The sequence below is a fragment of the Shimia sp. R9_1 genome, assembly GCF_017743775.1.
Lineage (GTDB): Bacteria > Pseudomonadota > Alphaproteobacteria > Rhodobacterales > Rhodobacteraceae > Shimia.
In genome coordinates this window covers 167,649-191,602 of the sequence record NZ_JAGHRN010000002.1, presented here as the reverse complement: position 1 = coordinate 191,602, position 23,954 = coordinate 167,649, and the positions used below count along the sequence as shown (strand labels likewise).

The window sequence follows — 23,954 nt, the reverse complement described above, 5'->3', positions numbered from 1 at the left end:
CTAAATCAGCCCTTCGGAGCGGAAGCTCAACTCGCGGGATTTCCCAATGATTATATGGTCATGCAGGGTCAGCGCGAGGGTCTGGCAGGCCATCTCGATCTGATGGGTCATGGCGATATCCGCCTCTGACGGGGTCGGGTCGCCGGATGGGTGGTTGTGCACTAAAATGAGGGCGCTTGCGTTGAGCTCCAGCGCGCGTTTGGCGACCTCGCGGGGGTAGACCGGCACATGGTTGACCGTGCCCTGTGCCTGCGCTTCGTCGGCGATCAGCGTGTTTTTTGTGTCTAAAAACAGCACTCTAAACTGTTCGGTGTCGCGATGCGCCATAGTGGTGTGGCAATAATCCAGCAGCGCCTCCCAGCTCGACAGGATCGGGCGGTGCATCACACGCGAGCGGGCCAGACGGTGGGCGGCGGCTTCAATCACCTTCAGCTCACAGATTACCGCCTCGCCCACGCCTTTGATCTGCGCAAGGCGCGGTAGGGGCGCGCTGATGACGGCGTTGAAATCTCCGAATGTTTCCAGAAGCTTATGCGCGAGGGGTTTCACATCCCGTCGCGGTATTGCGCGAAACAGCACCAGCTCAAGCAGCTCATAATCAGGGAGCGCCTGCGCGCCGCCGTTAATGAAGCGGGTGCGCAGGCGCTTGCGGTGATCCGCAATATAGGAGGGTAGTTTACCGGCCTTGAGCGGCGACCCAACGGCCTCGTCCGCTTCAAAAAGCGGCAATGGCTGTTCCCCAAAGTCGTTCGCTCTGGACATAGGTTAACAATCTCCAAAGATGGTAAATCAAAGGTTAACAAAGGCCAGATTTCTGCAAAATCGCACGTCGGTATCGCGTCTGTATCGCGGCTGTAACGCGACGGTGCCAATTTCGTTAACCTTTGTGCGCGGAAATCTCGCTTGTGGCCCTTCACGGAAGCTGGAAAGGTAATGCCAACACCAATTTTTTTTTGACAGGATACCCCATGAAATCCCTTTTGAGCCTTGCTATGGCCGCTGCCCTTTTGGCAGGAGCTGCCAGTGCGCAGACCATCGAACGGATCAAGGAAACCGGGCAGCTCAAATTGGGCTATCGCGTGGATGCCGCGCCGTTGTCCTTTCAGGCAGAAGATGGCAACCCGGGCGGCTACACGCCGCTGGTCTGTGCCGAATTGGCACAAGGCATTTTGAACACCATTCAGATCCCCAATCTGGATGTGGAATTTGTACCCGTCGGCGCGCAGGATCGGTTTGAGAAAGTGGCCGCGGGTGAGATTGACCTGCTGTGCGGGGCGGCCACCATCACTTTGTCACGGCGCGAGATCGTGGATTTTTCCATTCCGGTTTTTGCAGATGGCACGTCGATCCTCCTGCCCCTGAACGGCTCTGACAATTTTGCGGATCTGGCGGGCAAGAAGCTGGGCGTGCGGCGCGACACCACCACCGAAACCGCGCTCACCAACACGCTGACGGGAGCAGGGCTGTTTGCCGAGGTGGTGCGCTTTGCCGATCATGATGCGGCGATGGAGGCGTTGGAGAATGGCGCGCTGGATGCCTATTTCGCCGACCAGTCCATTCTGGCGGCACTGTGGCTGAGCAGCGAAGACCGCGGCAATCTTAAACTTAGCAATGCGATCCTGACGGTAGAGCAGCACGGGCTGGCCATGGCGCGCGGCGACACGGAGTTCCGCCTGATGGTGGATCGTCTGCTCTCTGCCATGTATGCGCGCGGCGTGATGCAGAAGATTTTTGAAACCACGCTGCCCGGCATTCAGCCGGGAGAATTCCTGCGTGCAATGTTTACGATGGCGCCTATCCCGCAGTGAGGCGATTGCACTAGAAAAGAAGCGTGAGCGGCGTGTTTTCCGGCTTTGAGATACAAGAGATTGACCTGCCCAATGCGCGCATTCATCTGCGCGTGGGCGGGGCAGGCGCGCCGCTTCTGTTGTTGCACGGGTTTCCGGAAACCCATGTGATGTGGCACGGCATCGCGGTACAGCTGGCAGCGCGGTATCGCGTGATCGTGCCGGATCTGCGCGGCTATGGAGACTCTGTCGCCCATGACGCGGATTTCACGTTTCGGGCGATGGCGCAGGATCAGGTTGCGGTGATGCGCGCGCTGGGGCATGAGCGGTTTCATGTGGTGTCCCATGACCGCGGCGCCCGCACAGCGCATCGCATGGTGCTGGATTATCCGGAGGCGGTACAGTCCGTCGCTTTGATGGACATTCTGCCCACGCTTGATGTGTGGCGCACGATGGATGACTGGTTGGCCAAGCGCTACTATCACTGGACCTTTCTGGCGCAGCCCGGCGGCATGCCGCAGGCGCTGATCAAAAGCGATCCGGTGCTCTATCTGCATTCCGCGCTGGTCGGGCTGTCAGGCAGCTTGGAGATGTTTCATCCTGCGGCTCTGGCGGCCTATGAGGCGGCGGCGCGCAAACCCAGCGTGGTGGACGCTTGGTGCGGCGACTATGCGGCCGGGGCCAGTGTGGATCTGGATCATGACCGCGCGGATGAGGGGCGAGAGTTTGAGATGCCCTGTCTGGTGCTATGGGGCACCAAGGGGGTGATCGACCATCACGTGGACCCGCTGGAGTGCTGGCAGACGTGGTTCCCGAATGCGGTGGGCAAAGGCATCGCGGCGGGACATTTCCTGATTGAGGAGCAGCCTGAGGAAGTTCTGGCAGCGGTGCTGGGGCATTTGGAGGGGGCTTGAGTGCTGAAATTTTTTGGAATGGCAGCCTCGAGCCGGATCAATTCCGATGGGGCGGAGTTCTTTCGAACTGATTGGACGCTGGGGTGACAGCTTTCGAGCATTGGTGAAAGATACGTATTTAAGCCAAATGCACCACTCGCTTGTTCAGTAATGAGTCTCTCGAAAGTAAGGAACAAATTCAAAAATGTTTCGTTTCGCTATCACCCCAGTTGTTGCTCTCGGCATTGTCGGTTGCCAATCCGTTGTTTTTGCTCAAGAGCAAGAGCAGCCGCTCAGATATATCTCTGACTTGTGGCAGGTTTACGTTTCTCGATGTGGCTTGACGATCGAAGACACGCAGAGCTTCTTGGAAACGCTACCTCCGACAAATTCTAGGGGTGGACCAAATGCAGTTATGACAGCGGATCAAGCCCTATTGGTGTCTAGTACGCCGTACAATGGGTTTGTTGTAGACGCTGATATTTTCGGTGTTGCTGAAGGCCTCAATGTCTCGTGTCATGTATTCCCGTCAGAAAGCAGGTTTCTTGAGTTAGTCGAATACTCGGCTGCAGACATTGAACTTGCTTTGGTTCAATTCTTGAACGCTCAGGGTTTGGGTCGCCCTTCCGGTGGAGTAATAAAAAACGCATTCACCGGTCCACAAGACGGCGAAGAGTTAGAGTATCATTACTCTATTGGCATTCTGATTTCAGGAAACTCGGTGCTTACAAGGTTTGAAATGACGGAAGGCGATCTTGGAGTTTACTTCGAAGGCATCTTCGTTCCTTCAAACCGCTAGAGAGCCCAATCGGAAACACTTTCTGAGTTATCGCATTGGACAGTGGCCTGTCGGGATGAATGACCGCGGGCTGGCTTAAACCGCACACCCATCACTGTTTGCCACCTTCACGCAGGAGGCGAAGCCGACCAGCCCCCGACCCTCCCCAAGGGAGGGGGCTTCACCCCCACCCAGGGTCGTGGGCTGGTCTTGGTGACCGGATACAGCCGCTGTAGATTTGTTGGGTGCTCAACACATTTTCGCGAGAGCCGCCATTGGCCTCCTTCATCAAAAAAAGCTCCCGAAGAGACCCTCGGGAGCTTTCTTGCGTTTGTTGGTTGGCAGGCGCAGGGCTCCGCCCGTTCGCGGCGGAATTGCTCCATTGGAGCAATTCTCGAGCGCCGCTCACCCCTTCATGCTGTCCCAGAAGCTCTTCACGGAGCTGAAGAAGCTGCTGCTTTCGGGATTGTTTTCCTCCGACAGCTCTTCGAATTCGCGCAGAAGCTCTTTCTGGCGGCTGGTGAGGTTCACCGGGGTTTCCACCGCCAGTTCGATCATCATGTCGCCGGTGCCGCCGCCGCGCAGGGCGGGCATGCCTTTGGCGCGCAGGCGCATCTGACGACCCGATTGGGAGCCGGATGGGATCTTCACACGGGAGCGGCCGCCGTCGATGGTTGGCACCTCGATGTCTCCGCCAAGAGCGGCAGCGGACATGGAGACCGGGACGCGGCAGTATAGGTTCACACCGTCACGCTCAAAGATCTTGTGCTGCGCCACCTCGATGAAGATGTAGAGGTCGCCTGCGGGGCCACCGCGCATGCCGGCTTCGCCTTCGCCAGCGAGGCGGATGCGGGTGCCGGTTTCCACACCTGCAGGAATGTTCACAGACAGTGCGCGATCTTTCTCGACGCGACCCTGACCGTGGCAGCCCTTACAGGGGTTCTTGATGATCTGACCGAGGCCCGAACAGGTCGGACAGGTGCGTTCCACCGTGAAAAAGCCCTGCTGTGCGCGCACTTTGCCCATGCCGGAGCAGGTTGGGCAGGTGGTCGGCTCAGCACCGCCCTCAGCACCGGAGCCTGAACATTTTTCACAGGACACGGAGGCTGGGACGTTGATGGTTTTCTGCAGGCCGGAGTAGGCTTCTTCAAGGGTCACACGCAGGTTGTAGCGCAGGTCGGCACCACGCGAGGCGCGCTGACGCCCGCCGCCACCACGGCCACCGCCGCCCATGAAGTCGCCAAAAAGGTCGTCAAACACATCAGAGAAGGCTGAGGCAAAATCACCCTGGCCCGGATGGCCGCCACGGCCTCCGCCACCACCCATGCCACCTTCAAAGGCAGCGTGACCAAAGCGGTCATAAGCGGCTTTCTTCTCTGCGTCTTTGAGGATTTCGTAGGCTTCGTTGGCCTCTTTGAACTGTCCTTCCGCCTCAGGATTGTCCTTGTTGCGGTCCGGGTGCAGTTCCTTGGCTTTCCTACGGTAGGCTTTTTTGATTTCGTCCGCCGAAGCCCCTTTGCTGACGCCAAGCACCTCGTAGAAGTCACGTTTTGCCATGGGTTACTCCTTTGGTCGGAATGAAAAGGGCCAGTCCGGAGATCGGACCGGCCCGATTTTCATGTCCGGGAGCGCTGGGATCAGCGCTTGTTGTCGTCCAGATCTTCGAAGTCGGCGTCAACGATGTCATCGTCAGCAGCCGGACCAGCGTCGTCCATGTCAGGCATGTCAGCAGCGCCTGCATCGTCCTGGCTGGCTTTGTAGATCGCTTCGCCCAGACGCATCGCCACTTCCATCACGTTCTGGATGCCGGACTTCAGCTTCTCAGCGGTGATGTCGTCTTTTTCCAGATCGTCTTTCAGCGCGGCCACGGCCAGCTCGATGGCTTCCACAGTGGATGGGTCCACTTTGTCGCCATGCTCTGCCACCTGCTTCTCGGTGTCGTGCACGAGGCTTTCCGCCTGGTTACGCGCTTCGATCAGCTCGCGGCGCTCTTTGTCGGCCTCAGCATTCTCTTCGGCGTCCTGAACCATCTTCTCGATGTCCGCATCAGACAGACCGCCGGAAGCTTGGATGGTGATCTTCTGCTCTTTGCCGGTGCCTTTGTCGGACGCGCCCACAGACACGATGCCGTTGGCGTCGATGTCGAAGGTCACTTCGATCTGCGGCATGCCGCGTGGCGCCGGTGGGATATCTTCGAGGTTGAACTGGCCGAGGATCTTGTTGTCCGCTGCCATCTCACGCTCACCCTGGAAGACGCGGATCGTCACAGCGTTCTGGTTGTCTTCGGCTGTGGAGAAGATCTGGGACTTCTTGGTCGGGATGGTGGTGTTACGGTCGATCAGACGGGTGAACACGCCACCGAGGGTCTCGATGCCCAGAGACAGCGGGGTCACGTCCAGAAGAACAACGTCTTTCACGTCGCCCTGCAGAACACCGGCCTGAATGGCAGCACCCATGGCCACAACTTCGTCAGGGTTCACACCTTTGTGCGGCTCCTTGCCGAAGAATTTGGTCACCTCTGCGATGACTTTTGGCATACGGGTCATACCACCCACGAGAACCACTTCGTCGATCTCGTTCGCGGACAGGCCTGCGTCTTTCAGAGCCGCGGCACAAGGCTTCATGGAGGCCTTGATCAGGTCGTTCACCAGGCTTTCCAGCTTTGCACGGGTCAGTTTGATGACCATGTGCAGCGGTGTGCCGGTGGCCGGATCCATGGAGATGAACGGCTGGTTGATTTCGGTCTGGTTGGCCGAGGACAGCTCGATCTTGGCTTTCTCTGCGGCTTCTTTCAGACGCTGCAGCGCCATCTTGTCTTTGGTCAGGTCGACGTTGTGCTCTTTTTTGAACTCATCCGCGAGGTAGTTCACGATGCGCATGTCGAAGTCTTCACCACCGAGGAAGGTGTCACCGTTGGTGGATTTCACTTCAAACAGGCCGTCGTCGATTTCCAGGATGGTCACGTCGAAGGTGCCGCCGCCGAGGTCATAAACGGCAATGGTTTGGGTGTCTTCTTTGTCCAGACCGTAGGCCAGCGCGGCCGCGGTTGGTTCGTTGATGATACGCAGCACTTCGAGGCCCGCGATCTTGCCCGCGTCTTTGGTGGCCTGACGCTGAGCGTCGTTGAAGTAGGCAGGAACCGTGATCACAGCCTGTGTCACGTCTTCGCCAAGATAAGATTCAGCGGTCTCTTTCATCTTGCCGAGGATGAAAGCGGAGATCTGGGATGGGGAGTATTTCTCACCCTTGGCTTCGACCCATGCGTCGCCATTGCCACCGTTGATCACGGAGAATGGCATGTTTTTGAGGTCTTTGGACAGCGCTGCGTCATCCTTACGACGACCGATCAGACGCTTCACACCAAAGATGGTGTTTTCCGGGTTGGTGACGGCCTGGCGTTTTGCCGGCTGGCCCACGAGGCGTTCGTCATCTGTCAACGCAACGATGGACGGCGTGGTGCGCGCGCCTTCGGCGTTTTCAACCACTTTTGGCTGGGAGCCATCCATGATGGCAACACAGGAGTTCGTTGTACCGAGATCGATACCAATCACTTTGCTCATTTTTGATCCCTTCTACTTAAGGCGACATTTCAAGGTCGGACCCTTTGTGGCATCCAAGCCTCGATCCATTGGACATTCTGACGACTGAGCCAAAATGCGCTTCGCAGCGTATATAGGGAGCAAGAAAAAAGCCTGCAAGCGTCTCCATTGGGCGATTGTGGTCCTTTGGCTACATTTTGCAGAGGTTTTTTGCCGTGGGGGCGGAGAAATTGGAACAAGCCATGAAAATTGGCGGTTTTGAGCTGTTGAAGAGCTATCTGAACAGCGCGGATCAGTTAGATTTGGTTAGCGATTTACGCAGCGTCGCGCAGGCCGCTCCGATGCGATCTCCGGTGACTCGCTGGGGCAAGCCGATGAGCGTGAGAATGACCAGCGCGGGACGGGTGGGCTGGATCAGCGACCGGCGCGGATACCGCTATGAGCCGCAGCACCCGGACGGCATGGATTGGCCGCCGATTCCCGACCGCATTCTGACCCTCTGGAAAGACATCACGGGGCTGACCCGCCAGCCGGATTGCTGCCTGATCAACTACTACGGCGAAGGCGCACGCATGGGGCTGCATCAAGACAAGGACGAGGTAGATTTTTCTTATCCGGTGCTGTCGATCTCGCTGGGGGACGACGGGCTTTTCCGCATGGGCGGCACGGAACGGGGCGGCAAGACACAATCGGTCTGGCTGACCTCCGGGGATGTGGTGGTGATGGGCGGCGCAGCCAGGCTGGCCTATCACGGCGTAGACCGCATCCGCTTTGGCAGCTCATCGCTTTTGCCGGATGGAGGGCGGATCAACGTGACCCTGCGGGTTGTTGAGGGGTGAGCTGCTGAACGGGTTACCTCCTTTGGTGGCGGGTTTGTCGATGCTACACTGAAGACCTTGTTACGTTGTGTTTTGGGAGGTTTTGCGATGAAACGGCTTTTTCCATCTTTGCCTGATGATGCCACGCTTGGCACTGTGTATCAGGCCTTTCCCTCCAAGCTGGCACCTTTGGCCGAATACCAAAACCGGGTGATGCGCGGAGACAGCAGTCTCTCTATTGCGGAACGAGAAACGATTGCCGCCTATGTGTCTGGCTTGAATGCCTGCGCGTTTTGTCACGGGGCGCATATAGTCCACGCAAAAGCATTCGGCGTGAGCGTTGATGCGATTGAGGCCATGATGCACGATTTGGAGACGGCGCCAATTGATGAGGCGCTCAAGCCAATACTGGCATTCTGCAAAGGGCTCACCCTTGCCCCGAGTCGGATCACGGAGGCTGACGCAAAGGCGGTCTATGAGGCGGGCTGGTCGGAGGCCGCGCTGTTTGACGCCATTCAGGTGTGCGGATTGTTCAACATGATGAACAGGGTTTTGGAGGGCACGGGGATCACAAGCTATTATCATGACCCAAAACACGTCGGAGAGGCGCTTTTGGCACCTCTGCGGAGCCGAAGCTGCTATTCGGATTTTGGTGCGGCAAACGGATTGTCTGAATGAGTTTCCAGCCGACTGATTGGAGAGCCCTTCTAAAAAGCTAAGGCGGTGGTAGTGACCGCTGTGCGGTCATGGCTGCCTGCGCAAGCCATGCATGGGATCAGACGCCGGCGTGTTCTGTCCATTCGTTGTGCCCACGTGCATTCACGTAAGTGGTCATGCGAAAGCGATCCTCAACAATCTGCATGATCGCTGTCGACGTGTAAGGCTCTTCAATAAGCGCTTCATTGCGCAGCAACCGCGTTTGAAATGTACCAACCCATGTGCCGTCCGGGGAATGTTCCAGCATGACCGGGATGCGGTCGGCGACTTCCACACACAGGGCGTCTCTTACTTTCAGGTACATCCCGAAATTTTCAGCCACTTCCTCTTCGGTTCTCAGGATGGTGTGCTCTGTTTTGGTCGTGATCGTTAAGGGCAAGATCAGCCGGGACCGCCAAAGTGGCAGATTTCCCTGAAGGAATGATACGGAAATGTCTTTCAAAAAATCTTTGAACGCCTCATCCATGCTTTCAGCTTAGGCGCAACCTTTGGAATGAGTCGAGCGGGTAAAAGGTCGGACTTTCGTGCTCTGCTTATATCCGCCGAAACGGGCTGTTCTGCTTGGCTATTTATGCGGCACTCACACGTGCTGGCCGCCGTTGATCTCAATCTCGGTGCCGGTCACATAGCTCGATTGATCCGAGCACAGCCAATAGATCACATCGGCCACTTCGCGGGGTTGTCCCAGACGCTCCATGGGCAGGGCTTCGACGATCTTTTCGGTGCCTGGGGACAGGATCGAGGTTTCCACTTCGCCCGGCGCGATGGCGTTGACGCGCACGCCCAGCGGGCCGAAATCATGCGCCATTTCGCGGGTCAGCGCCGCCAGGGCCGCTTTGGAGGTGGCATAGGCCGCACCGGCAAAAGGGTGCACCCGTGAACCCGCGATGGAGGAGACATTCACGATGGAGCCTTTGGCCTCGGCCAACTCCTCGCGCAGGCCGCGCGCAAGGATCACGGAGGCAAAGAAATTCACGTGAAAGACCTTGCCCCAGTCCATCAGATCGGTGGTGAAGGTGTTCAGCCGCTCGCCATTGGGGCCTTTGGGGGAAATGCCCGCATTGTTGGCCAGCCCGTGCAACGGCCCATCAAGCCGCTCGCGGATCAGCTCCACCGCGTTGATGGTGTCTGCCGGGTCAGAGAGGTTGAGCTGGATGTGGTTTTTCTCGCCGTCAGGCCAGGGGCAGCGCGGATCAAAGGGTTGGCGGGAACAGGTCAGCACGCGCCAGCCTTCCTCTGAGAAGCGCTTGACAGTGGCGTGCCCGATGCCGCGGCTGGCGCCAGTGAGGAGGAGCGTTTTCTGCATGGAAGGTCATCCGCGATGGTGGTTGCTTGGAGGTAACTTGATCCTGTCGCGGGGGAATTACAACCAGTGAGAGCGCTTATTGGCCTTCCCAATTGCGCTCCAGTTCCAGCGCGGCGGCAAAGCTCTTGAGAGGGATCGCGACGCTCAGGAATTCCGATTGCTTTGTGACCGCGCCGGTGAAGATGCCAACCACCTTTGGGACGCCGTCAATCAAGGCAAGGGCGGGGGCGCCCGAATCCCCGTGCATGGTGGCGCAGCGTTGAAACATCAGCCGCCGGTCGGTGCTGAACCCCGGCGCGCCACAGTCCTGTGCCAGAGACAGTACGTGAGGCCGCAGGGCGGGATATCCGGCGAGGGCAAAATCTGCGTTTTGGGCTGAAACAGAGCCTATATCGAGCGTTTCCAGAAAACCTGTTTCACGTCCTATCGGGTCTTTCAGAATCAGCAAGGCCCAGTCGCGGGGAAAGTCGCCCTTGAAGTTGCGGCTGTGCGGGTCCTGTGCCTCATGCAGCACGTAGCGAGCAACCTGAGACACCGCCACGGCTGTGCTGCGCTGATAGCCTGCGACAAAGCGGGTGCTTTGCGGGGGGATCCAGGTTTTGCGGGCGAAGTTGTACAGGCAATGGGAGGCGGTCAGCACGATCCTTTCAGAGACCAGCGCGCCGGTGCAATGCTGGCGCTGAGAGGTGCTGGCAAAATTGACCCGACCGATGGCGCGCCACGGGGCGGCAGAGGCGTCCAGTATCTGGCGGTCGCGAATGGCCTGACAGCCCTGAGACAGCTGCTTGCCCGCGCCGCAGAGCGCATCGAGCTGCAAAACATAGAGGTCATCCCCCAGCGGCCCGGCATCGGGTCGGCCCGCATCCGGCGCGGTGGTGGTTTGGGCCTGCGCAAAAGACAGGGTGCAGAGCAGAGCAATCAGAAAGGCGCAGGCTCGGGAGATTGGTTTCATCATCCGCAGGCCCTCTTCGCCTCACATCAGCGCCGTGCGCTCCAGCTGACGGAGGCATGTTTGCGGGTGTAGAATTCGCCCATCAGACCAATCATCAGCAGCACGACGCCAACAATGAGCGGATAGGTGACAGAGGAATTGCGCGGCACATAGTTGATGAAGGCAAACCCGCGCGCCTGATCGATGCAGTGAAACAGCGGATTCCAGTCAAACATTGCAAGCATGAAGGGCGGCAGCGTGTTAGCCACAAACATCTTGCCGGACGCAATCATATTGGCGCGGGCAAATATGGTGTTCGCGATGCTGACGAAGGTGGGAAACCAAGGCTTGAGCGCCAGAAAAACCGTGCCAATCGCAAGCCCGGTGAACCAGGCAATGAGCAACATGCCAAAGGCAGGCACGGGTTGATGAATCTCAAACGGCGTGAAGGCCACGTGATAGACAAACAGAATCGTCATAAGCGACAACACCTGAATGTAGAGCGTGCCCAAGGCGGCAGACAGGATCGCGATGATGGTGTTCATCGGCGCATGTTTCATCATCGGCGAGGATGGGCCCTCTGACCCCACCACGGCGCCCATGGTCTTGGTGTGGGTCATAAAGAGGAACACGCCGGACATGATGTAAATGAGGAAGTCCCCGCGCAGCGCAGCCCCCCGCATCCCGAGTACCGAGAACATCACATAAAACACCATCACAAACATGATGGTCTGCAGCATGTTCATGATCAGCGACATGAGCGCATTGCCGTGCGTTTTTCGCACGCTGCGCACAATCGAGTGGTACACCAGCTCAGACAGGTTAAGTGCCGAAGCGAGCGTCGTTTTGGGGGCGCTTTGCTGAAACATTGCCTCTGCCGCTTTTGTGTGCCCAAAGAATAGGATGGAATTCTTGCTGTTCCCTTACGCAGGGAGCATAAGGGGCCGGACCCAATTAGACAACAAATGTCCTTCAGGAGAGAAACCTTGGATTATGACATCCTCATTCCCGTCATGCGTGAGCTGGCCATCGAAGCCGGTGCAAAGATCATGGAGATCTACGAGGCGGCTGATTTTGACGTGAAGGTGAAAAGCGATGACAGCCCGGTGACGGCGGCTGACGAGGCAGCGGATGCGCTGATCTCTGCAGGGCTGCGGGCGGCGTTTCCTGATGTGATGTTGGTGACTGAGGAGCAGGCCGACAGCCACAAAGCCAAAGGCGATACCTTCCTGATTGTTGACCCGCTGGACGGCACCAAGGAATTCATCCACCGCCGTGGCGATTTCACCGTGAACATCGCCTATGTGGAGAACGGTGTGCCACAGCGCGGTGTGGTCTATGCCCCGGCGCGCAACCGTATGTTCTTTACACAGGCGGACGGGCAGGCGATTGAGGAAACCGGCATGTTTGACCCCAAGAAAGTGGGCACCATCACCCCGATCAACGTGGCAGACAGCGACAATGACGCGCTGTTTGTTGTGGCCTCCAAATCCCACCGGGATCAGGCGACTGATGACTACATCAACAAATACAGCGTCAAAGACATGAAGAGCGCGGGCAGCTCTCTGAAGTTCTGTCTGGTGGCGACCGGCGAAGCGGATATCTATCCGCGTGTGGGCCGCACCATGGAGTGGGACACCGCCGCAGGTCACGCTGTTTTGCTTGGCGCAGGTGGCCAGGTGGTCCGTTTTGATGATCACAGCCCGCTGGCCTATGGCAAAGAAGATTTCGCCAATCCGTTTTTCATCGCCTACGCGCCCAAAGTGGAACTGAAAGAAGCCTGATGTCTGTTCTGATCGTCATTCCTGCACGCTACGCCTCTTCACGTTACCCCGGCAAACCTCTGGCAGAGCTGAAAGGTGCCACCGGGGTGAGCAAGAGCCTCATCCAGCGCAGCTGGGAAGCGGCTTGTGAGGTCAACGGTGTCGACCGCGTGGTTGTGGCAACGGATGATGATCGGATCAAAGAGGCGAGCGAAGCCTTTGGCGCAGAAGTGGTGATGACCTCTGAAACCTGCGCCAATGGCACGGAGCGCTGTGCGGAAGCCTTTGATGCGCTGGGCGGTGGCTATGAGATCGTGGTGAACCTGCAGGGCGATGCGCCGCTGACACCTGCCTGGTTCATCGAAGATCTGGTGGCTGGTCTGCGCAATGACCCTATGGCTGAAGTGGCGACACCAGTGCTGCGCTGCGACGGCCGCGCGCTCAACGGTTTTCTGGAAGACCGCAAAGCGGGGCGCGTGGGGGGCACCACAGCGGTCTTCACCACAGACCGACACGCGCTCTATTTCTCCAAGGAAGTGGTGCCTTTCACCAGCGAAACCTACGCTGATGAAGATGAGACACCTGTGTTTCACCATGTGGGTGTTTACGCCTATCGCCCCTCAGCGCTGGGCGCGTATCCGCGCTGGTCTTCCGGGCCTTTGGAGCAACTGGAAGGGCTGGAGCAGCTGCGCTTCATGGAGCATGGGCGGCAGGTGCTTTGTGTAGAAGTTGAGGCACGTGGACGCCAATTCTGGGAGCTGAACAATCCTGAGGATGTGCCGCGGATCGAGGCCATGATGGCCGAGATGGGGACCGCCTAAGCCCGTATTTTATTTTGGTATTTGAGTAATTTTCGGCGGTAGAAATCCGCCGATTTTAAGGGGAGAAGACCGGAACTATGACGCAAACGCAGCGCACGGCCCTGGTGACGGGCTCCGCCGGATTTATCGGATTTCATACCGCTCAAAGGTTGTTGCAGGAAGGCTGGGCCGTCATCGGTCTGGACGCGATGACGGATTACTATGATGTGACGCTGAAAGAGCGCCGGCATCAAATCTTGAAGCAGCACCAAGCATTTCAGACGGTGGAAGAACGCCTGGAAGCCTCCGGCACCCTGATGCGCCTGTTTGAAGAGCACAAGCCGGATGCGGTGATCCATCTCGCCGCGCAGGCAGGGGTGCGCTACTCCATTGATGCACCGCGCTCTTATGTGGAGGCCAATCTGGTCGGCACGTTTGAACTGCTGGAGGCCGCGCGCGCCTTTCCGCCAGCGCATATGCTGCTGGCGTCGACCAGTTCGGCTTATGGGGCCAATACGGAAATGCCCTATGCCGAGACGCATAAAGCCGATCACCAGATGTCCTTTTATGCGGCGACCAAAAAGGCCAATGAGGCGATGGCGCATTCTTATGCCCATCTCTACCATCTGCCGACCACCATGTTCCGATTCTTCACGGTCTATGGCCCATGGGGACGACCGGACATGGCGCTTTTCAAATTCACCAAGGCGATTTTGGAAGGTGCGCCGATCGACATCTACAATCATGGCGATATGCGCCGCGATTTCACCTATATCGACGATCTGGTGACCGGCATTGTGCAGTTGATTGAGGCGGCTCCGTTGCAGGTGGATCAGCGCGAAGCGGCGCTGACGGGCGACAGCCTGAGCCCGGTGGCCCCCTGGCGTGTGGTCAACATCGGCAACGGTCAGCCGGTGCAGCTGATGAAATTTGTGGAGGCCATCGAGGTGGCGCTTGGTAAAGAGGCCAAGAAAAACTTCATGGACATGCAGCCCGGCGATGTCCCTGCAACCTGGGCGGAGGCCCAGCTTCTGGAGCAGTTGACCGGGACAATTCCGGCGACGCCCGTTGAAGAGGGTGTCGCCAAATTCGTCGCTTGGTACCGCGAGTTTTACGACGCCTGATGGGGTGATGGCGCTTTTATCGCGTATAAGAAGCCGCGGTCCGTTCGATTAGCACGATATCTTGGAGTCTCAGCCGATTTATCAACCGGCTGAGTAGTTTCACTCACCAACTAGCGTGAGTGTCGGGGCGTTTGTCTCGTGGCTGGTTGTCGCCACTTCTGTCTGGGTCTGATCTGCGGCGATACAGCGTGTCAGGGTTGCCGCGAGCAACGTGTGATCGCGCTCATCGATGGCGCGGCGCAGATCCTGAAGGGCGAGCGCCACTTCAAGTTCGGACATAAGATTTTCCTGCGCGCGCAGGATTTTCGGATGCGGCGTGGTGAGCATATCGCTGCCAATCAGCAACTCCTCATGCATTTTTTCGCCGTCCTTCAATCCGGTGAAGACAATCGGGATGTCGCCGTTCGGGTCCATCTCATCACGCACTGTATGGCCTGCGGCCTCGATCATCTTGCGGGCCATCTCATAGATTGAGACCGGTGTGCCCATGTCGAGCACAAAAACATCGCCGCCGCGCGAGAAGGTTCCTGCAAGCAGAACCAGGCGGACGGCTTCGTCAATAGTCATGAAAAAGCGTGTGACATTGGGGTGGGTGACGGTCACCGGGCCCAATTCACGGATTTGCTGCTGGAACAGCGGAATCACCGAGCCGGAAGAGCCAAGCACATTGCCAAAGCGGACCATGGAGAATTTTGTGGTCTGCGAACGTGTGGCCAGATCCTGAATAACCAGTTCCGCAAGGCGTTTGGAGCTGCCCATAATGGATGTCGGGCGCACAGCTTTGTCGGTAGAGACCAGAATAAAGCGCTCAACCCCGGCCCGCAGGGCCTCTTCTGCCACGATGCGGGTGCCAATTACATTGTTACGCACGCCCTCAAAGGCATTGTCCTGTACAAGGCCTACATGTTTGTAGGCGGCAGCGTGAAAGACCACATCGATTTTATGGGCGGCAATCGTTTCCGCGATCAACTCGGCATGCCCGATGGATCCAAGCACAGCTGTGAATTTGGTGTCTGGTAGGTTCTCTTTGATGGATTTGGCAATTTTGTAGAGTGCAAATTCGCAATGATCGAACAGAACCAGCTCTGCAGGAGCGCAGCGCGCAAGTTGACGGCAAAGTTCGCCGCCGATGGAGCCGCCTGCGCCTGTCACAAGAATACGGTGACCACGGTAGGCGGATTCCGTTTCCGGCAGATCGTCCTTTACAGCGTCGCGCCCGAGAAGGCTATCCATTGTGATAGGGGCAGCAGCGGTCACATCTTCTCCGCGTAGAACAATATCAGCAAATGACGGAAGGGCGAGCACTTCACAACCTAGGCCAGATAGTTTTCTGGCCAGACGCTGTCGCACTGTGTGTTCGGCAGACGGCATTGCCAGAATGATACGATCAACTTTTGATTGTCTTGCGAGCTTGGGGATTTCACGCGGGGCATGAACCCTCAGGCCATTGATTGTGAGCTTTTGCAGATTTGGGTCGTCGTCGACAAAGCACGCGGCTTTAAATTCGTCATCGGTGACTAGGGCCGCAGCCAGCTGCTGGCCGGTCTGACCTGCGCCGTAGATCAACACGCGCCGGCGAGAGGTGCGAGAGGCGTAGATGCGCTCCACAATCTTGTGCATGATGACTCGGAAGGAAATCGAGAGCAGCAGGAACAGGCCTGTAAATTCTGCTAGGGTCGCAAACGCCAGTCCTTCATCACGCAAAAGGACATTCAGAGCGAGGCTGGACAAAAGCATCAAGCCTGCAACCGTCATGCTCTTGCTGATGTCTTCCATGCCAAAAGCATTTAGTTTTATGCGGTTAAGGCCGAGAAAGTGAATTGTTGCGGCAGAGACAGCGATCAAAACTGGGAAATGCCAAACCAGCGCTGAGAGGCCGCGCGCGTCGTCTGAGAAAATCTGGGCTATACAAAGCGCAAATGTCAAAGCGATCAAATCAACCGTGACAAAGATCTTGGCTTTCTGCGCTTGGGACAGGGAGGTGATTGTATTATAAAGCATAGTCTTTAAGTTGTGCAATCAATGCGCGTTTGTGGTCTCGTGATCTTAAGTAACGTCGCGAAGGCGTTTCTGCGGTGCTCTCGAAGGTATTGAATTTCTGTTGTTTGGTAGACTAGCGGTGCAATTGCGTACGTGTATTTCCTATACCCGTTTGGATGCGTAATCAAACTTCGGATGTCTCTAAAAGCGTCTTTTTGCCTATCAATTGCGCAACTTGCGAACTGGATGGGTGCGCTGAGTGACGCTGGCAGTTGAGATGAGCGGTTAAGTTTCTCCTTCAAAAAATCCGAAGCCCTGTGGTGTGTGGCGCACACGTTTCACCACAAATTTGAACAAATGGTTGTGGCCCGGCGCGAAACGCTCATAAAAGAGAGCAAAAGAACTGGAACTATGGTGCAGGTCATGCAGAGCAGAGCGGTTACATTTGTTTTGTTGGCGACACTCTTTATTGTGTCCGCCTGTTCCCTGCCGCGTGGTGGGCCTATCGCTTCAGAAGTTGTAGGTGAGAACCGCACACCGGATGACATCCAAGTCACTGCTGTAGACCGCATTAGCGCCAAGAATATTGAAGAATGGCCCGGGACTGGATGGCATGGCCACTATCATTGGTTTGCGCGCTCGCCGGGTCCTAAAAGCCGCGTTATCCAAACGGGCGATCTGGTGACGCTCACGGTTTGGGATAACCAAGACAATTCTTTGCTTTTGGGGCCTGCAGAACGCTCCACGCCGCTGCGGCCTGTAGAAGTGACTGAGGCTGGTACAATTTTTGTACCTTATGTGGATGACATTATGGTCGCGGGGCTGACTCCTTATCAGGCGCGTGAAAAAATCCAGGGGCAGCTCTCCCCTATCGCGCCGTCGGCACAGGTTCAAATCGGGGTCACACCTGGGCCACAGAACTCGGTCGACGTGGTTACTGGAGTGGTTGCGCCTCAGAGGTTGCCTTTGACAGACCGAAACGTGTCTATCTTGTCTGTTTTGGCCCAGTCCGGCGGAGTGAGTGATCAGGTTGAAAATCCACTGGTGCGGTTGCAGCGTCAGGGAAAATCGTATGAAATCCCATTGGATAGCTTGCTCAAAGACCCTACAAAAAATGTGATTGTGCGTGGTGGCGATCAGATTATCGTTGAAGAAGATGAAAGGTATTTTATCGCAGTAGGGGCGACCCGATCTGAGCGTCAGGTGTTTTTTAACCAAGAAGATATCACCGCCATGGAAGCAGTTACAATGCTCGGGGGCCTCAATGATGATCGCGCAAACCCGCAAGGTCTGTTTGTTTTGCGGCAATATGATGCTGAGGATATTAGACCGGATAACAGTGGCCCTAACCACGAGCACGTTGTCTTTTCTTTTGATCTGACAAGGGCCGATAGTCTGTTTGGTGCAAATACCTTTCAGATCCAGCCCGGCGATATCGTGGTCGCCAGCGAATCTGCAATCAGACCTGCGCAAGCGGTTATCGCCTTGGTCGGGTCGCTCTTTGCGATTGCCAGTGTCTTTTGACAGATGATTTTTCAATCACCGCAAAATGTTGAAGGTGCAACTGAGGTATTCTGCCAACGTTTGGGAAAACTTCGAGCTGGGTATGTAGAAATCAGGGGCAATTCGTGCTATCGCCAAATCATATTTTATTGATTTGGATTGCCTTCGATCGCCTGAGATTGAAGGTAGATAACAACTTTAACCGAAAGTGAGCTCTATATGCAGCGCAAGGTAACGAAAGCGATTTTTCCGGTGGCTGGAATGGGGACCAGATTTCTGCCGGCAACAAAATCCGTGCCTAAAGAAATCATGACATTGGTGGATCGCCCGCTCATTCAATATGCAATTGATGAGGCGCGTGAAGCAGGGATAACCGAGTTTATCTTTGTCACCTCGCGCGGAAAGAGCGCGCTTGAAGACTATTTTGACCACGCGCCCCAGCTGGAGCAGACCCTGCGCGAAAAGGGCAAAACCGATCTGCTGAAGCAGCTTGAGTCTTCCAATATGGAAAGCGGTCAGATTGCCTATATTCGCCAGCACAGCGCCCTTGGTCTTGGACACGCTGTGGCTTGTGCCAGCCGTTTGGTGGCCGATGAGCCTTTTGCGGTGATCCTGCCGGATGACGTGATTGCCGGTCAGGTCGGCTGTCTCAAGCAGATGGTTGACGCTTATGAAGAGACTGGTGGCTGCATGGTGGCAGCGATGGAAGTGCCACACGACAAAGCATCCGCTTATGGTGTGCTGGACGTGCAGGAAGACATGGGCTCGCTGGTGTCTGTGAAGGGCATGGTGGAAAAACCCCCTGCCGGAACCGCGCCTTCCAATCTGGCGGTCATTGGCCGCTATATCCTGACCCCTGAGATCTTCACCAATCTCGCCAACCAAGGCGAAGGCGCTGGCGGTGAAATTCAGCTGACCGACGCGATCGCGACTGAGATCGGTAAAGGCGCTGGTGTTTATGGCTATCGCTTCCAGGGGCAGCGGTTTGATTGCGGCTCCAAGGCGGGCTTCCTGCAAGCGACCGTGGCCTTTGGTCTTGCGCGCGAAGAGCTGTGTGATGAGCTGTCGGTCTATCTCGAAGAGCTGGTCGCATCGCGCCGCGCTGCTGAGTAATCCCTGGGAGACTATTTTTGGAACATGTGATCGTCACAGGCGGGGCGGGCTATATTGGCTCGCACGCCTGCAAGGCATTGGCGGTGGCTGGCTTTGTGCCGGTGACCTTTGACAACCTGTGCACCGGCTGGGAAGACGCCGTCAAATTCGGGCCTCTGGAGCAAGGAGATCTGTTGGATCGAGCACGGCTGGACGAGGTGTTTGCCAAGTATAAACCTGTGGCCGTGATGCATTTTGCGTCGCTGTCTCAGGTGGGCGAAAGCATGTCTGAGCCCGGGAAATACTGGCGCAACAATGTGAATGGCTCCCTCAATCTGATTGAGGCCTGTATTGCGGCGGATGTGAAGCAGTTTGTCTTCTCATCAACCTGTGCGACCTATGGCGATCATGACAATGTCACTCTGGACGAAGAGGTTCAGCAGGCACCGATCAATGCCTATGGCGCCTCCAAGCGCGCGATCGAAGACATGCTCAGCGATTTTGGCGCGGCGCATGGTTTGGAAAGTGTGATTTTCCGCTACTTCAATGTGGCCGGCGCCGATCCAGAGGCTGAAGTGGGGGAGTTCCATCGCCCGGAAACCCATCTCATCCCCCTGATGTTGGATGCGATTGACGGCAAGCGGGATGCGCTCACCATCTTTGGCACCGACTATGATACACCCGATGGCACCTGCATTCGCGACTATGTGCATGTCTGCGATCTGGTGGATGCTCATGTGCTGGGGCTGAAGTGGCTGCAGGACGGCAAGGGCAGCCGGATCTTCAACCTTGGCACCGGCAGTGGGTTTTCAGTGCGCGAGGTGATTGACCAATCCCGCATCGTGACCAACCGGGAAGTGCCTTACAACGAAGGTCCGCGGCGACCGGGGGATTGCACCAAGCTGGTTTCAGGCTCGACACGTGCGGAGAAAGAGCTAGGGTGGGCGCCAAAGCGTTCCAAAATGGACCAAATGATCGCCGATGCATGGAGATGGCATCAGAACGGGCACTACGACAAGTAACCTGAGCGCGCAGCCCACAGCCAAGCCGGATTTGTGGGCGGCTTACCGTATGCGATGGCGACGGCGCGGATTGCTGTGGCGCAGTTTCCGCAGCCGCCATCAACTGACATCGGTTACCGATCGCACCGACCTCATCAAGCGCGGAGACGTGCTTGTGGTCATGACCCTGCGCAATGAGATCACCCGGCTTCCCTATACTTTGGCGCATTATCGACGGTTGGGCGTCGGCCAGTTTCTGATCGTTGATAACGGCAGCACAGACGGCAGCGAGGCTTATCTGGCGCAGCAACCCGATGTGTCGCTGTGGAAAACCGACCGCAGCTACCGTGCGGCACGGTTTGGTCTGGACTGGATGACATGGCTGCAGATGAAATACGCCCACGATCATTGGTGTCTGATGGTCGATGCGGATGAGCTGCTGATCTATGCGCATCATGACAAACGCGACTTGCCAGCGCTTACCAGTTGGCTCGATGGGCGAGGGCAGCGTGTGTTTGGCGCGCATATGCTTGATGTCTATCCCAAGGGGCCGCTCTCAGAGGCGCGCTATGAGGCCGGTCAGGACCCGATGGAGGTGCTGCAATGGTTTGATCCGGGGCCTTATCGCGCACGGCGACAGGTACCGCTGGGCAATCTCTGGGTGCAGGGCGGTATGCGGGAGCGTGTTTTCTTTGCGGACAAGCCCAAACGCTCCCCGACGCTCAATAAAATCCCGCTGGTGCGGTGGTCGCGCCGCTATGCCTATGTGAATTCATGCCATTCCGCGCTGCCTGCACGGTTGAACCACGGCTATGACGGACCGTGCGGGGATGCCCCTTCCGGAGTGCTGTTGCACACCAAGTTTCTGCCCGAGATTGTTGCCAAATCGGAAATAGAAAAGCAGCGCAAACAGCACTTCCATGCGCCCGCGAAATTTGATCACTACTATGATGAAATCGCGGCGTCCCCTGATCTGTGGTCAGAGGAGTCCCGCAAATTTGAAAACTGGCAACAGCTCGAGGCGCTTGGTCTGATGAATTCGGGCGGCTGGTAAAAGTCGAAACGTATTCCCACAGGAACCCTAGACAAATTTACCGCTATGTAACCGTTTTTAAAGGCGTTGCCTCCATTAATGGTAACGTGGCATAAGCTTACATACATGGGAATAACCCACATGCGCACAGAGATGCGTCTGTTGGGAGAGGTTAGGCTGACTTGGGCGTTTGGGACTCTTATAAGATGAGGTTGCGGCGGCGCCACCGGCTGTTGCGATCGATCCGAAAATCCCGCGAACTGAGCCCTGTTCAGAACAACACGCATGCCATTCGCCCCAATGATATCCTGCTGGTAAGCACCTTTCGAAACGAGCTGATCCGGCTGCCGTATTTCCTGGAATACTACCGCAAGATGGGGGTCGACCATTTCCTGTTTGTGGACAATGACAGCACCGATGGCACGCTTGAGTATCTGAGCGGGCAGGACGATATTTCTGTCTGGTACACCCAGCACAGCTATCGCCGCTCCAAATTTGGCATCGACTGGATGAATGGGCTGCAGCGCACCTATGCCCATGGGCACTGGTGTCTGGTGGTCGATCCGGATGAGTTCTTCATTTACCCCTTCTGTGACACGCGCCCGATCAGAGCACTGACGGATTGGCTTGATAACTCCTCAATCCGCAGCTTTGGCGCGATGCTGGTGGATGTGTATCCCCGCGGGCGGCTTGACCGGACAACCTATCGGGCAGGACAGGATCCGCTGGAGATCGCAAACTGGTTTGATGCGGGCAACTATACGCTTGAGAAGAACCCGCAATATGGAAATCTGTGGATCCAAGGTGGTCCGCGCGCACGGATGTTTTTTGCCGACAATCCACGCGCGGCGCCAGCGCTCAACAAGATACCGCTGGTCAAATGGAACCGACGCTATGCCTATGTCAGCTCGACCCACAGCCTGCTGCCGCGCGGCCTGAACCAAGTCTACGATGAATGGGGCGGCGAGAAGGCCAGCGGCGCATTGCTGCACACCAAGTTTTTGAACACCTTCTCCGAAAAAGCGGCAGAAGAGATGGAGCGCAGCCAGCACTATGCCAGTTCGCGCGAATACAAAGCCTATGCGGATCAGCTTGGTGAACAGCCTGAGTTTTGGTGCAAGTGGAGCGAGAAATACATCAACTGGCGCCAGCTTGAGATTTTGGGGCTGATGTCGAAAGGCAACTGGGCGTGAGTGTCGGCATCCTCATGCTGGTGCACACCGCACTGGACCGCGCCGAGCAGGTGGCGCGGCACTGGGCCAACGCCGGCTGCCCGGTGGTGATCCATGTGGACAAGAAGGTGCCGCGCAAAACCTACGACCGTTTTGTGGAATCCTGCTCGGATCACTCGATGATCGTGTTCTGCAAGCGCCACAGCTGTGAGTGGGGCATGTGGGGCATCGTGGCCGCCTCTCAATCCGCAGCCGAGATGATGCTGGAGCAGTTTGCCGATGTGCATCACATCTATCTGTCCTCGGGGTCCTGTCTGCCGCTGCGGCCCGTGCAGGAGCTGAAAGACTATCTGGCGGCGCGCCCGCGCACGGATTTCATTGAAAGCGCCACAACGGCGGATGTGCCCTGGACCGTTGGCGGGCTGGATCATGAGCGCTTCACGCTGCGCTTTCCCTTTTCATGGAAAAAGCGCCGCTACCTCTTTGACAAATGGGTCGATATTCAGCGGTTCGTGCGCTTCAAACGGACCATTCCCAAAGGCATCGTGCCGCATATGGGCAGCCAGTGGTGGTGCCTGACCCGCCAGACCCTCTCCGCGATTTTGCAGGATCCCGACCGTGAGATCTTTGACAAGTTCTTCAAGCGGGTGTGGATCCCGGATGAGAGCTATTTTCAGACCCTTGCGCGGGTGTATTCGAGCAATATCGAAAGCCGTTCTCTGACGCTGTCGAAATTCGATTTTCAGGGCAAGCCGCATATCTTCTATGACGACCACCTGCAGCTTCTGCGGCGGTCTGACTGTTTTGTGGCGCGCAAGATCTGGCCCCATGCGGAGAAGATCTACGGAGGCTTCCTGCGGAGCCCTGAGGGCGCAATCAAGATGAGCGAACCCAATCCGGCAAAGATCGACCGGATTTTTGCCAAAGCGGTGGAGCGGCGGACCAAGGGACGCTCAGGTCTCTACATGCAGAGCCGGTTTCCCAATGAGGGCTGGGAAAATGGCATGACCTTTGGGCGCTATTCGGTGTTTCACGGCTTTACCGAGCTGTTTGAAGATTTTGAGCCGTGGTTGGCACGCGCCACTGGCACGCGCGTGCATGGCCATCTCTATGCGCCGGAGCGTGTGGAATTTGAAGGTGGGCAGCGGGTGCTCAACGGGGCGCTCAGCGACTCGCCCAAGCTCAGGGATTACAACCCGATTGCCTTTCTGACCAACCTGGTCTGGAACACCCGTGGCGAACGGCAGTGTTTTCAGGTGGGGCCGCGCGATGAGGGCGCGCCGGTCTGGTTCATCTGCAAAGACCCGAACGCGCAGATTTCGGTGATCAGCGGCGCCTGGGCGATTCCCTTGTTCAAGTCGAACATGAATTTCGCCGACATCCGCAAAGAAGCTGCGCGGCTGCAGAAACTGGAAAGCGACCAACTTCATGCGTTGCGCAGCCCCTACGCCAAGGCACGGGTGCGCATCTGGTCGCTGGCGGAGTTCATCGAAGCGCCGATGGAGCCCTTGCAGACCATCATTGATGAGATCGGCACTGATTCCACGCGCCGTCTGGCCGAAGCGCCGAAGATGACGGATTTGACGGGATTTGGTCAGTTCCTGCAAAACCTGAAGAACCAGGGGATGCACCCTTACCTGATGGGTGATTTCCCGGTCACACAGGCGGAAAACGAACAGAAAAAACCCCCACGCAAACCCTATTTGGTGCAATAAGG

Annotated in this window: 22 protein-coding genes; 14 read left to right on the top strand and 8 right to left on the bottom strand. The window is 56.9% G+C overall.

The annotated features are described in order from the left end of the window. Entirely contained in the window at positions 1 to 762 is a 762-nt protein-coding gene (gene radC, locus J7399_RS07275) for a DNA repair protein RadC (RefSeq protein WP_209084992.1), read from the bottom strand. A gap of 206 nt (positions 763 to 968) precedes the next feature. On the opposite strand from radC, the gene J7399_RS07270 reads away from it, so the two are divergent. The 3 genes from J7399_RS07270 to J7399_RS07260 all read left to right on the top strand — a co-directional run bounded on the left by J7399_RS07270 (position 969) and on the right by J7399_RS07260 (position 3,479). Beyond that, entirely contained in the window at positions 969 to 1,808 is an 840-nt protein-coding gene (locus J7399_RS07270) for an amino acid ABC transporter substrate-binding protein (protein WP_209084991.1), read from the top strand. A 23-nt stretch (positions 1,809 to 1,831) separates the two neighbouring features. After that, on the top strand, positions 1,832 to 2,701 hold the full coding sequence (locus J7399_RS07265; protein WP_348539445.1) for an alpha/beta hydrolase: 870 nt from the start codon (positions 1,832 to 1,834) through the stop codon (positions 2,699 to 2,701). A 184-nt stretch (positions 2,702 to 2,885) separates the two neighbouring features. Continuing rightward, on the top strand, positions 2,886 to 3,479 hold the full coding sequence (locus tag J7399_RS07260) for a hypothetical protein (RefSeq protein WP_209084990.1): 594 nt from the start codon (positions 2,886 to 2,888) through the stop codon (positions 3,477 to 3,479). Between the two features lie 384 nt (positions 3,480 to 3,863). Here the strand turns inward: J7399_RS07260 and dnaJ are convergent, their stop codons facing one another. After that, positions 3,864 to 5,015: a molecular chaperone DnaJ gene (gene dnaJ / locus J7399_RS07255; protein ID WP_209057950.1), complete on the bottom strand. Its 1,152-nt coding sequence runs from the start codon at positions 5,013 to 5,015 to the stop codon at positions 3,864 to 3,866. An 80-nt stretch (positions 5,016 to 5,095) separates the two neighbouring features. Then, the gene (gene dnaK, locus J7399_RS07250; RefSeq protein WP_209084989.1) at positions 5,096 to 7,018 is read right to left on the bottom strand and encodes a molecular chaperone DnaK; all 1,923 of its coding nucleotides are present in this window, start codon (positions 7,016 to 7,018) and stop codon (positions 5,096 to 5,098) included. Positions 7,019 to 7,239: 221 nt separating this feature from the next. Between dnaK and J7399_RS07245 the strand changes: the two genes are divergently transcribed. Together J7399_RS07245 and J7399_RS07240 are read left to right on the top strand one after the other, a co-directional pair. Beyond that, positions 7,240 to 7,836, top strand: coding sequence for an alpha-ketoglutarate-dependent dioxygenase AlkB (locus J7399_RS07245; RefSeq protein ID WP_209084988.1), 597 nt, complete (start codon positions 7,240 to 7,242; stop codon positions 7,834 to 7,836). Between the two features lie 87 nt (positions 7,837 to 7,923). After that, positions 7,924 to 8,493, top strand: a complete 570-nt coding sequence (locus tag J7399_RS07240; RefSeq protein WP_209084987.1) for a peroxidase-related enzyme — start codon at positions 7,924 to 7,926, stop codon at positions 8,491 to 8,493. Positions 8,494 to 8,590: 97 nt separating this feature from the next. On the opposite strand, the gene J7399_RS07235 is transcribed toward J7399_RS07240, so the two are convergent. From J7399_RS07235 to J7399_RS07220, 4 genes are all read right to left on the bottom strand, one after another. Continuing rightward, a complete protein-coding gene (locus J7399_RS07235; RefSeq protein WP_209057942.1) occupies positions 8,591 to 8,998 on the bottom strand; it encodes a hypothetical protein in 408 nt (135 codons plus the stop codon). Positions 8,999 to 9,112: 114 nt separating this feature from the next. Continuing rightward, complete coding sequence (locus tag J7399_RS07230) at positions 9,113 to 9,838, bottom strand: SDR family oxidoreductase (RefSeq protein WP_209057939.1); 726 nt, start codon at positions 9,836 to 9,838, stop codon at positions 9,113 to 9,115. A 76-nt stretch (positions 9,839 to 9,914) separates the two neighbouring features. After that, positions 9,915 to 10,793 (bottom strand): trypsin-like serine protease, encoded by an 879-nt coding sequence (locus J7399_RS07225; protein WP_247742805.1) that lies wholly within the window; start codon positions 10,791 to 10,793, stop codon positions 9,915 to 9,917. A gap of 23 nt (positions 10,794 to 10,816) precedes the next feature. Then, positions 10,817 to 11,638 carry an ABC transporter permease gene (locus J7399_RS07220; RefSeq protein ID WP_209057937.1) on the bottom strand — a complete coding sequence of 274 codons (822 nt, stop codon included), beginning with the start codon at positions 11,636 to 11,638 and terminating at the stop codon, positions 10,817 to 10,819. 117 nt (positions 11,639 to 11,755) lie between these two features. Here J7399_RS07220 and cysQ point away from each other — a divergent pair, with 117 nt between their 5' ends. From cysQ to J7399_RS07205, 3 genes are all read left to right on the top strand, one after another. Further along, on the top strand, positions 11,756 to 12,553 hold the full coding sequence (cysQ, locus tag J7399_RS07215; RefSeq protein ID WP_209084986.1) for a 3'(2'),5'-bisphosphate nucleotidase CysQ: 798 nt from the start codon (positions 11,756 to 11,758) through the stop codon (positions 12,551 to 12,553). Continuing rightward, the gene (locus J7399_RS07210) at positions 12,553 to 13,353 is read left to right on the top strand and encodes a manno-octulosonate cytidylyltransferase (protein WP_209057933.1); all 801 of its coding nucleotides are present in this window, start codon (positions 12,553 to 12,555) and stop codon (positions 13,351 to 13,353) included. The genes cysQ and J7399_RS07210 overlap by 1 nt, the downstream gene beginning before the upstream one ends. 77 nt (positions 13,354 to 13,430) lie before the next feature. Next, positions 13,431 to 14,456, top strand: a complete 1,026-nt coding sequence (locus tag J7399_RS07205) for an SDR family NAD(P)-dependent oxidoreductase (RefSeq protein WP_209084985.1) — start codon at positions 13,431 to 13,433, stop codon at positions 14,454 to 14,456. A gap of 99 nt (positions 14,457 to 14,555) precedes the next feature. Here the strand turns inward: J7399_RS07205 and J7399_RS07200 are convergent, their stop codons facing one another. Continuing rightward, positions 14,556 to 16,457: a nucleoside-diphosphate sugar epimerase/dehydratase gene (locus J7399_RS07200; protein ID WP_209084984.1), complete on the bottom strand. Its 1,902-nt coding sequence runs from the start codon at positions 16,455 to 16,457 to the stop codon at positions 14,556 to 14,558. Between the two features lie 390 nt (positions 16,458 to 16,847). On the opposite strand from J7399_RS07200, the gene J7399_RS07195 reads away from it, so the two are divergent. The 6 genes from J7399_RS07195 (at position 16,848) to J7399_RS07170 (ending at position 23,952) form a co-directional block, all read left to right on the top strand. Then, a complete protein-coding gene (locus J7399_RS07195) occupies positions 16,848 to 17,960 on the top strand; it encodes a polysaccharide biosynthesis/export family protein (RefSeq protein ID WP_209084983.1) in 1,113 nt (370 codons plus the stop codon). 198 nt (positions 17,961 to 18,158) lie between these two features. After that, positions 18,159 to 19,052: a UTP--glucose-1-phosphate uridylyltransferase GalU gene (galU, locus tag J7399_RS07190; RefSeq protein ID WP_209084982.1), complete on the top strand. Its 894-nt coding sequence runs from the start codon at positions 18,159 to 18,161 to the stop codon at positions 19,050 to 19,052. Between the two features lie 17 nt (positions 19,053 to 19,069). Next, positions 19,070 to 20,053, top strand: a complete 984-nt coding sequence (galE, locus tag J7399_RS07185) for a UDP-glucose 4-epimerase GalE (RefSeq protein ID WP_209084981.1) — start codon at positions 19,070 to 19,072, stop codon at positions 20,051 to 20,053. A 49-nt stretch (positions 20,054 to 20,102) separates the two neighbouring features. Further along, positions 20,103 to 21,086, top strand: coding sequence for a glycosyltransferase family 2 protein (locus J7399_RS07180; RefSeq protein ID WP_247742804.1), 984 nt, complete (start codon positions 20,103 to 20,105; stop codon positions 21,084 to 21,086). Between the two features lie 185 nt (positions 21,087 to 21,271). Further along, entirely contained in the window at positions 21,272 to 22,258 is a 987-nt protein-coding gene (locus J7399_RS07175) for a glycosyltransferase family 2 protein (protein WP_209084979.1), read from the top strand. After that, on the top strand, positions 22,255 to 23,952 hold the full coding sequence (locus J7399_RS07170; RefSeq protein WP_209084978.1) for a beta-1,6-N-acetylglucosaminyltransferase: 1,698 nt from the start codon (positions 22,255 to 22,257) through the stop codon (positions 23,950 to 23,952). The genes J7399_RS07175 and J7399_RS07170 overlap by 4 nt, the downstream gene beginning before the upstream one ends. Positions 23,953 to 23,954 lie beyond the last annotated feature (2 nt).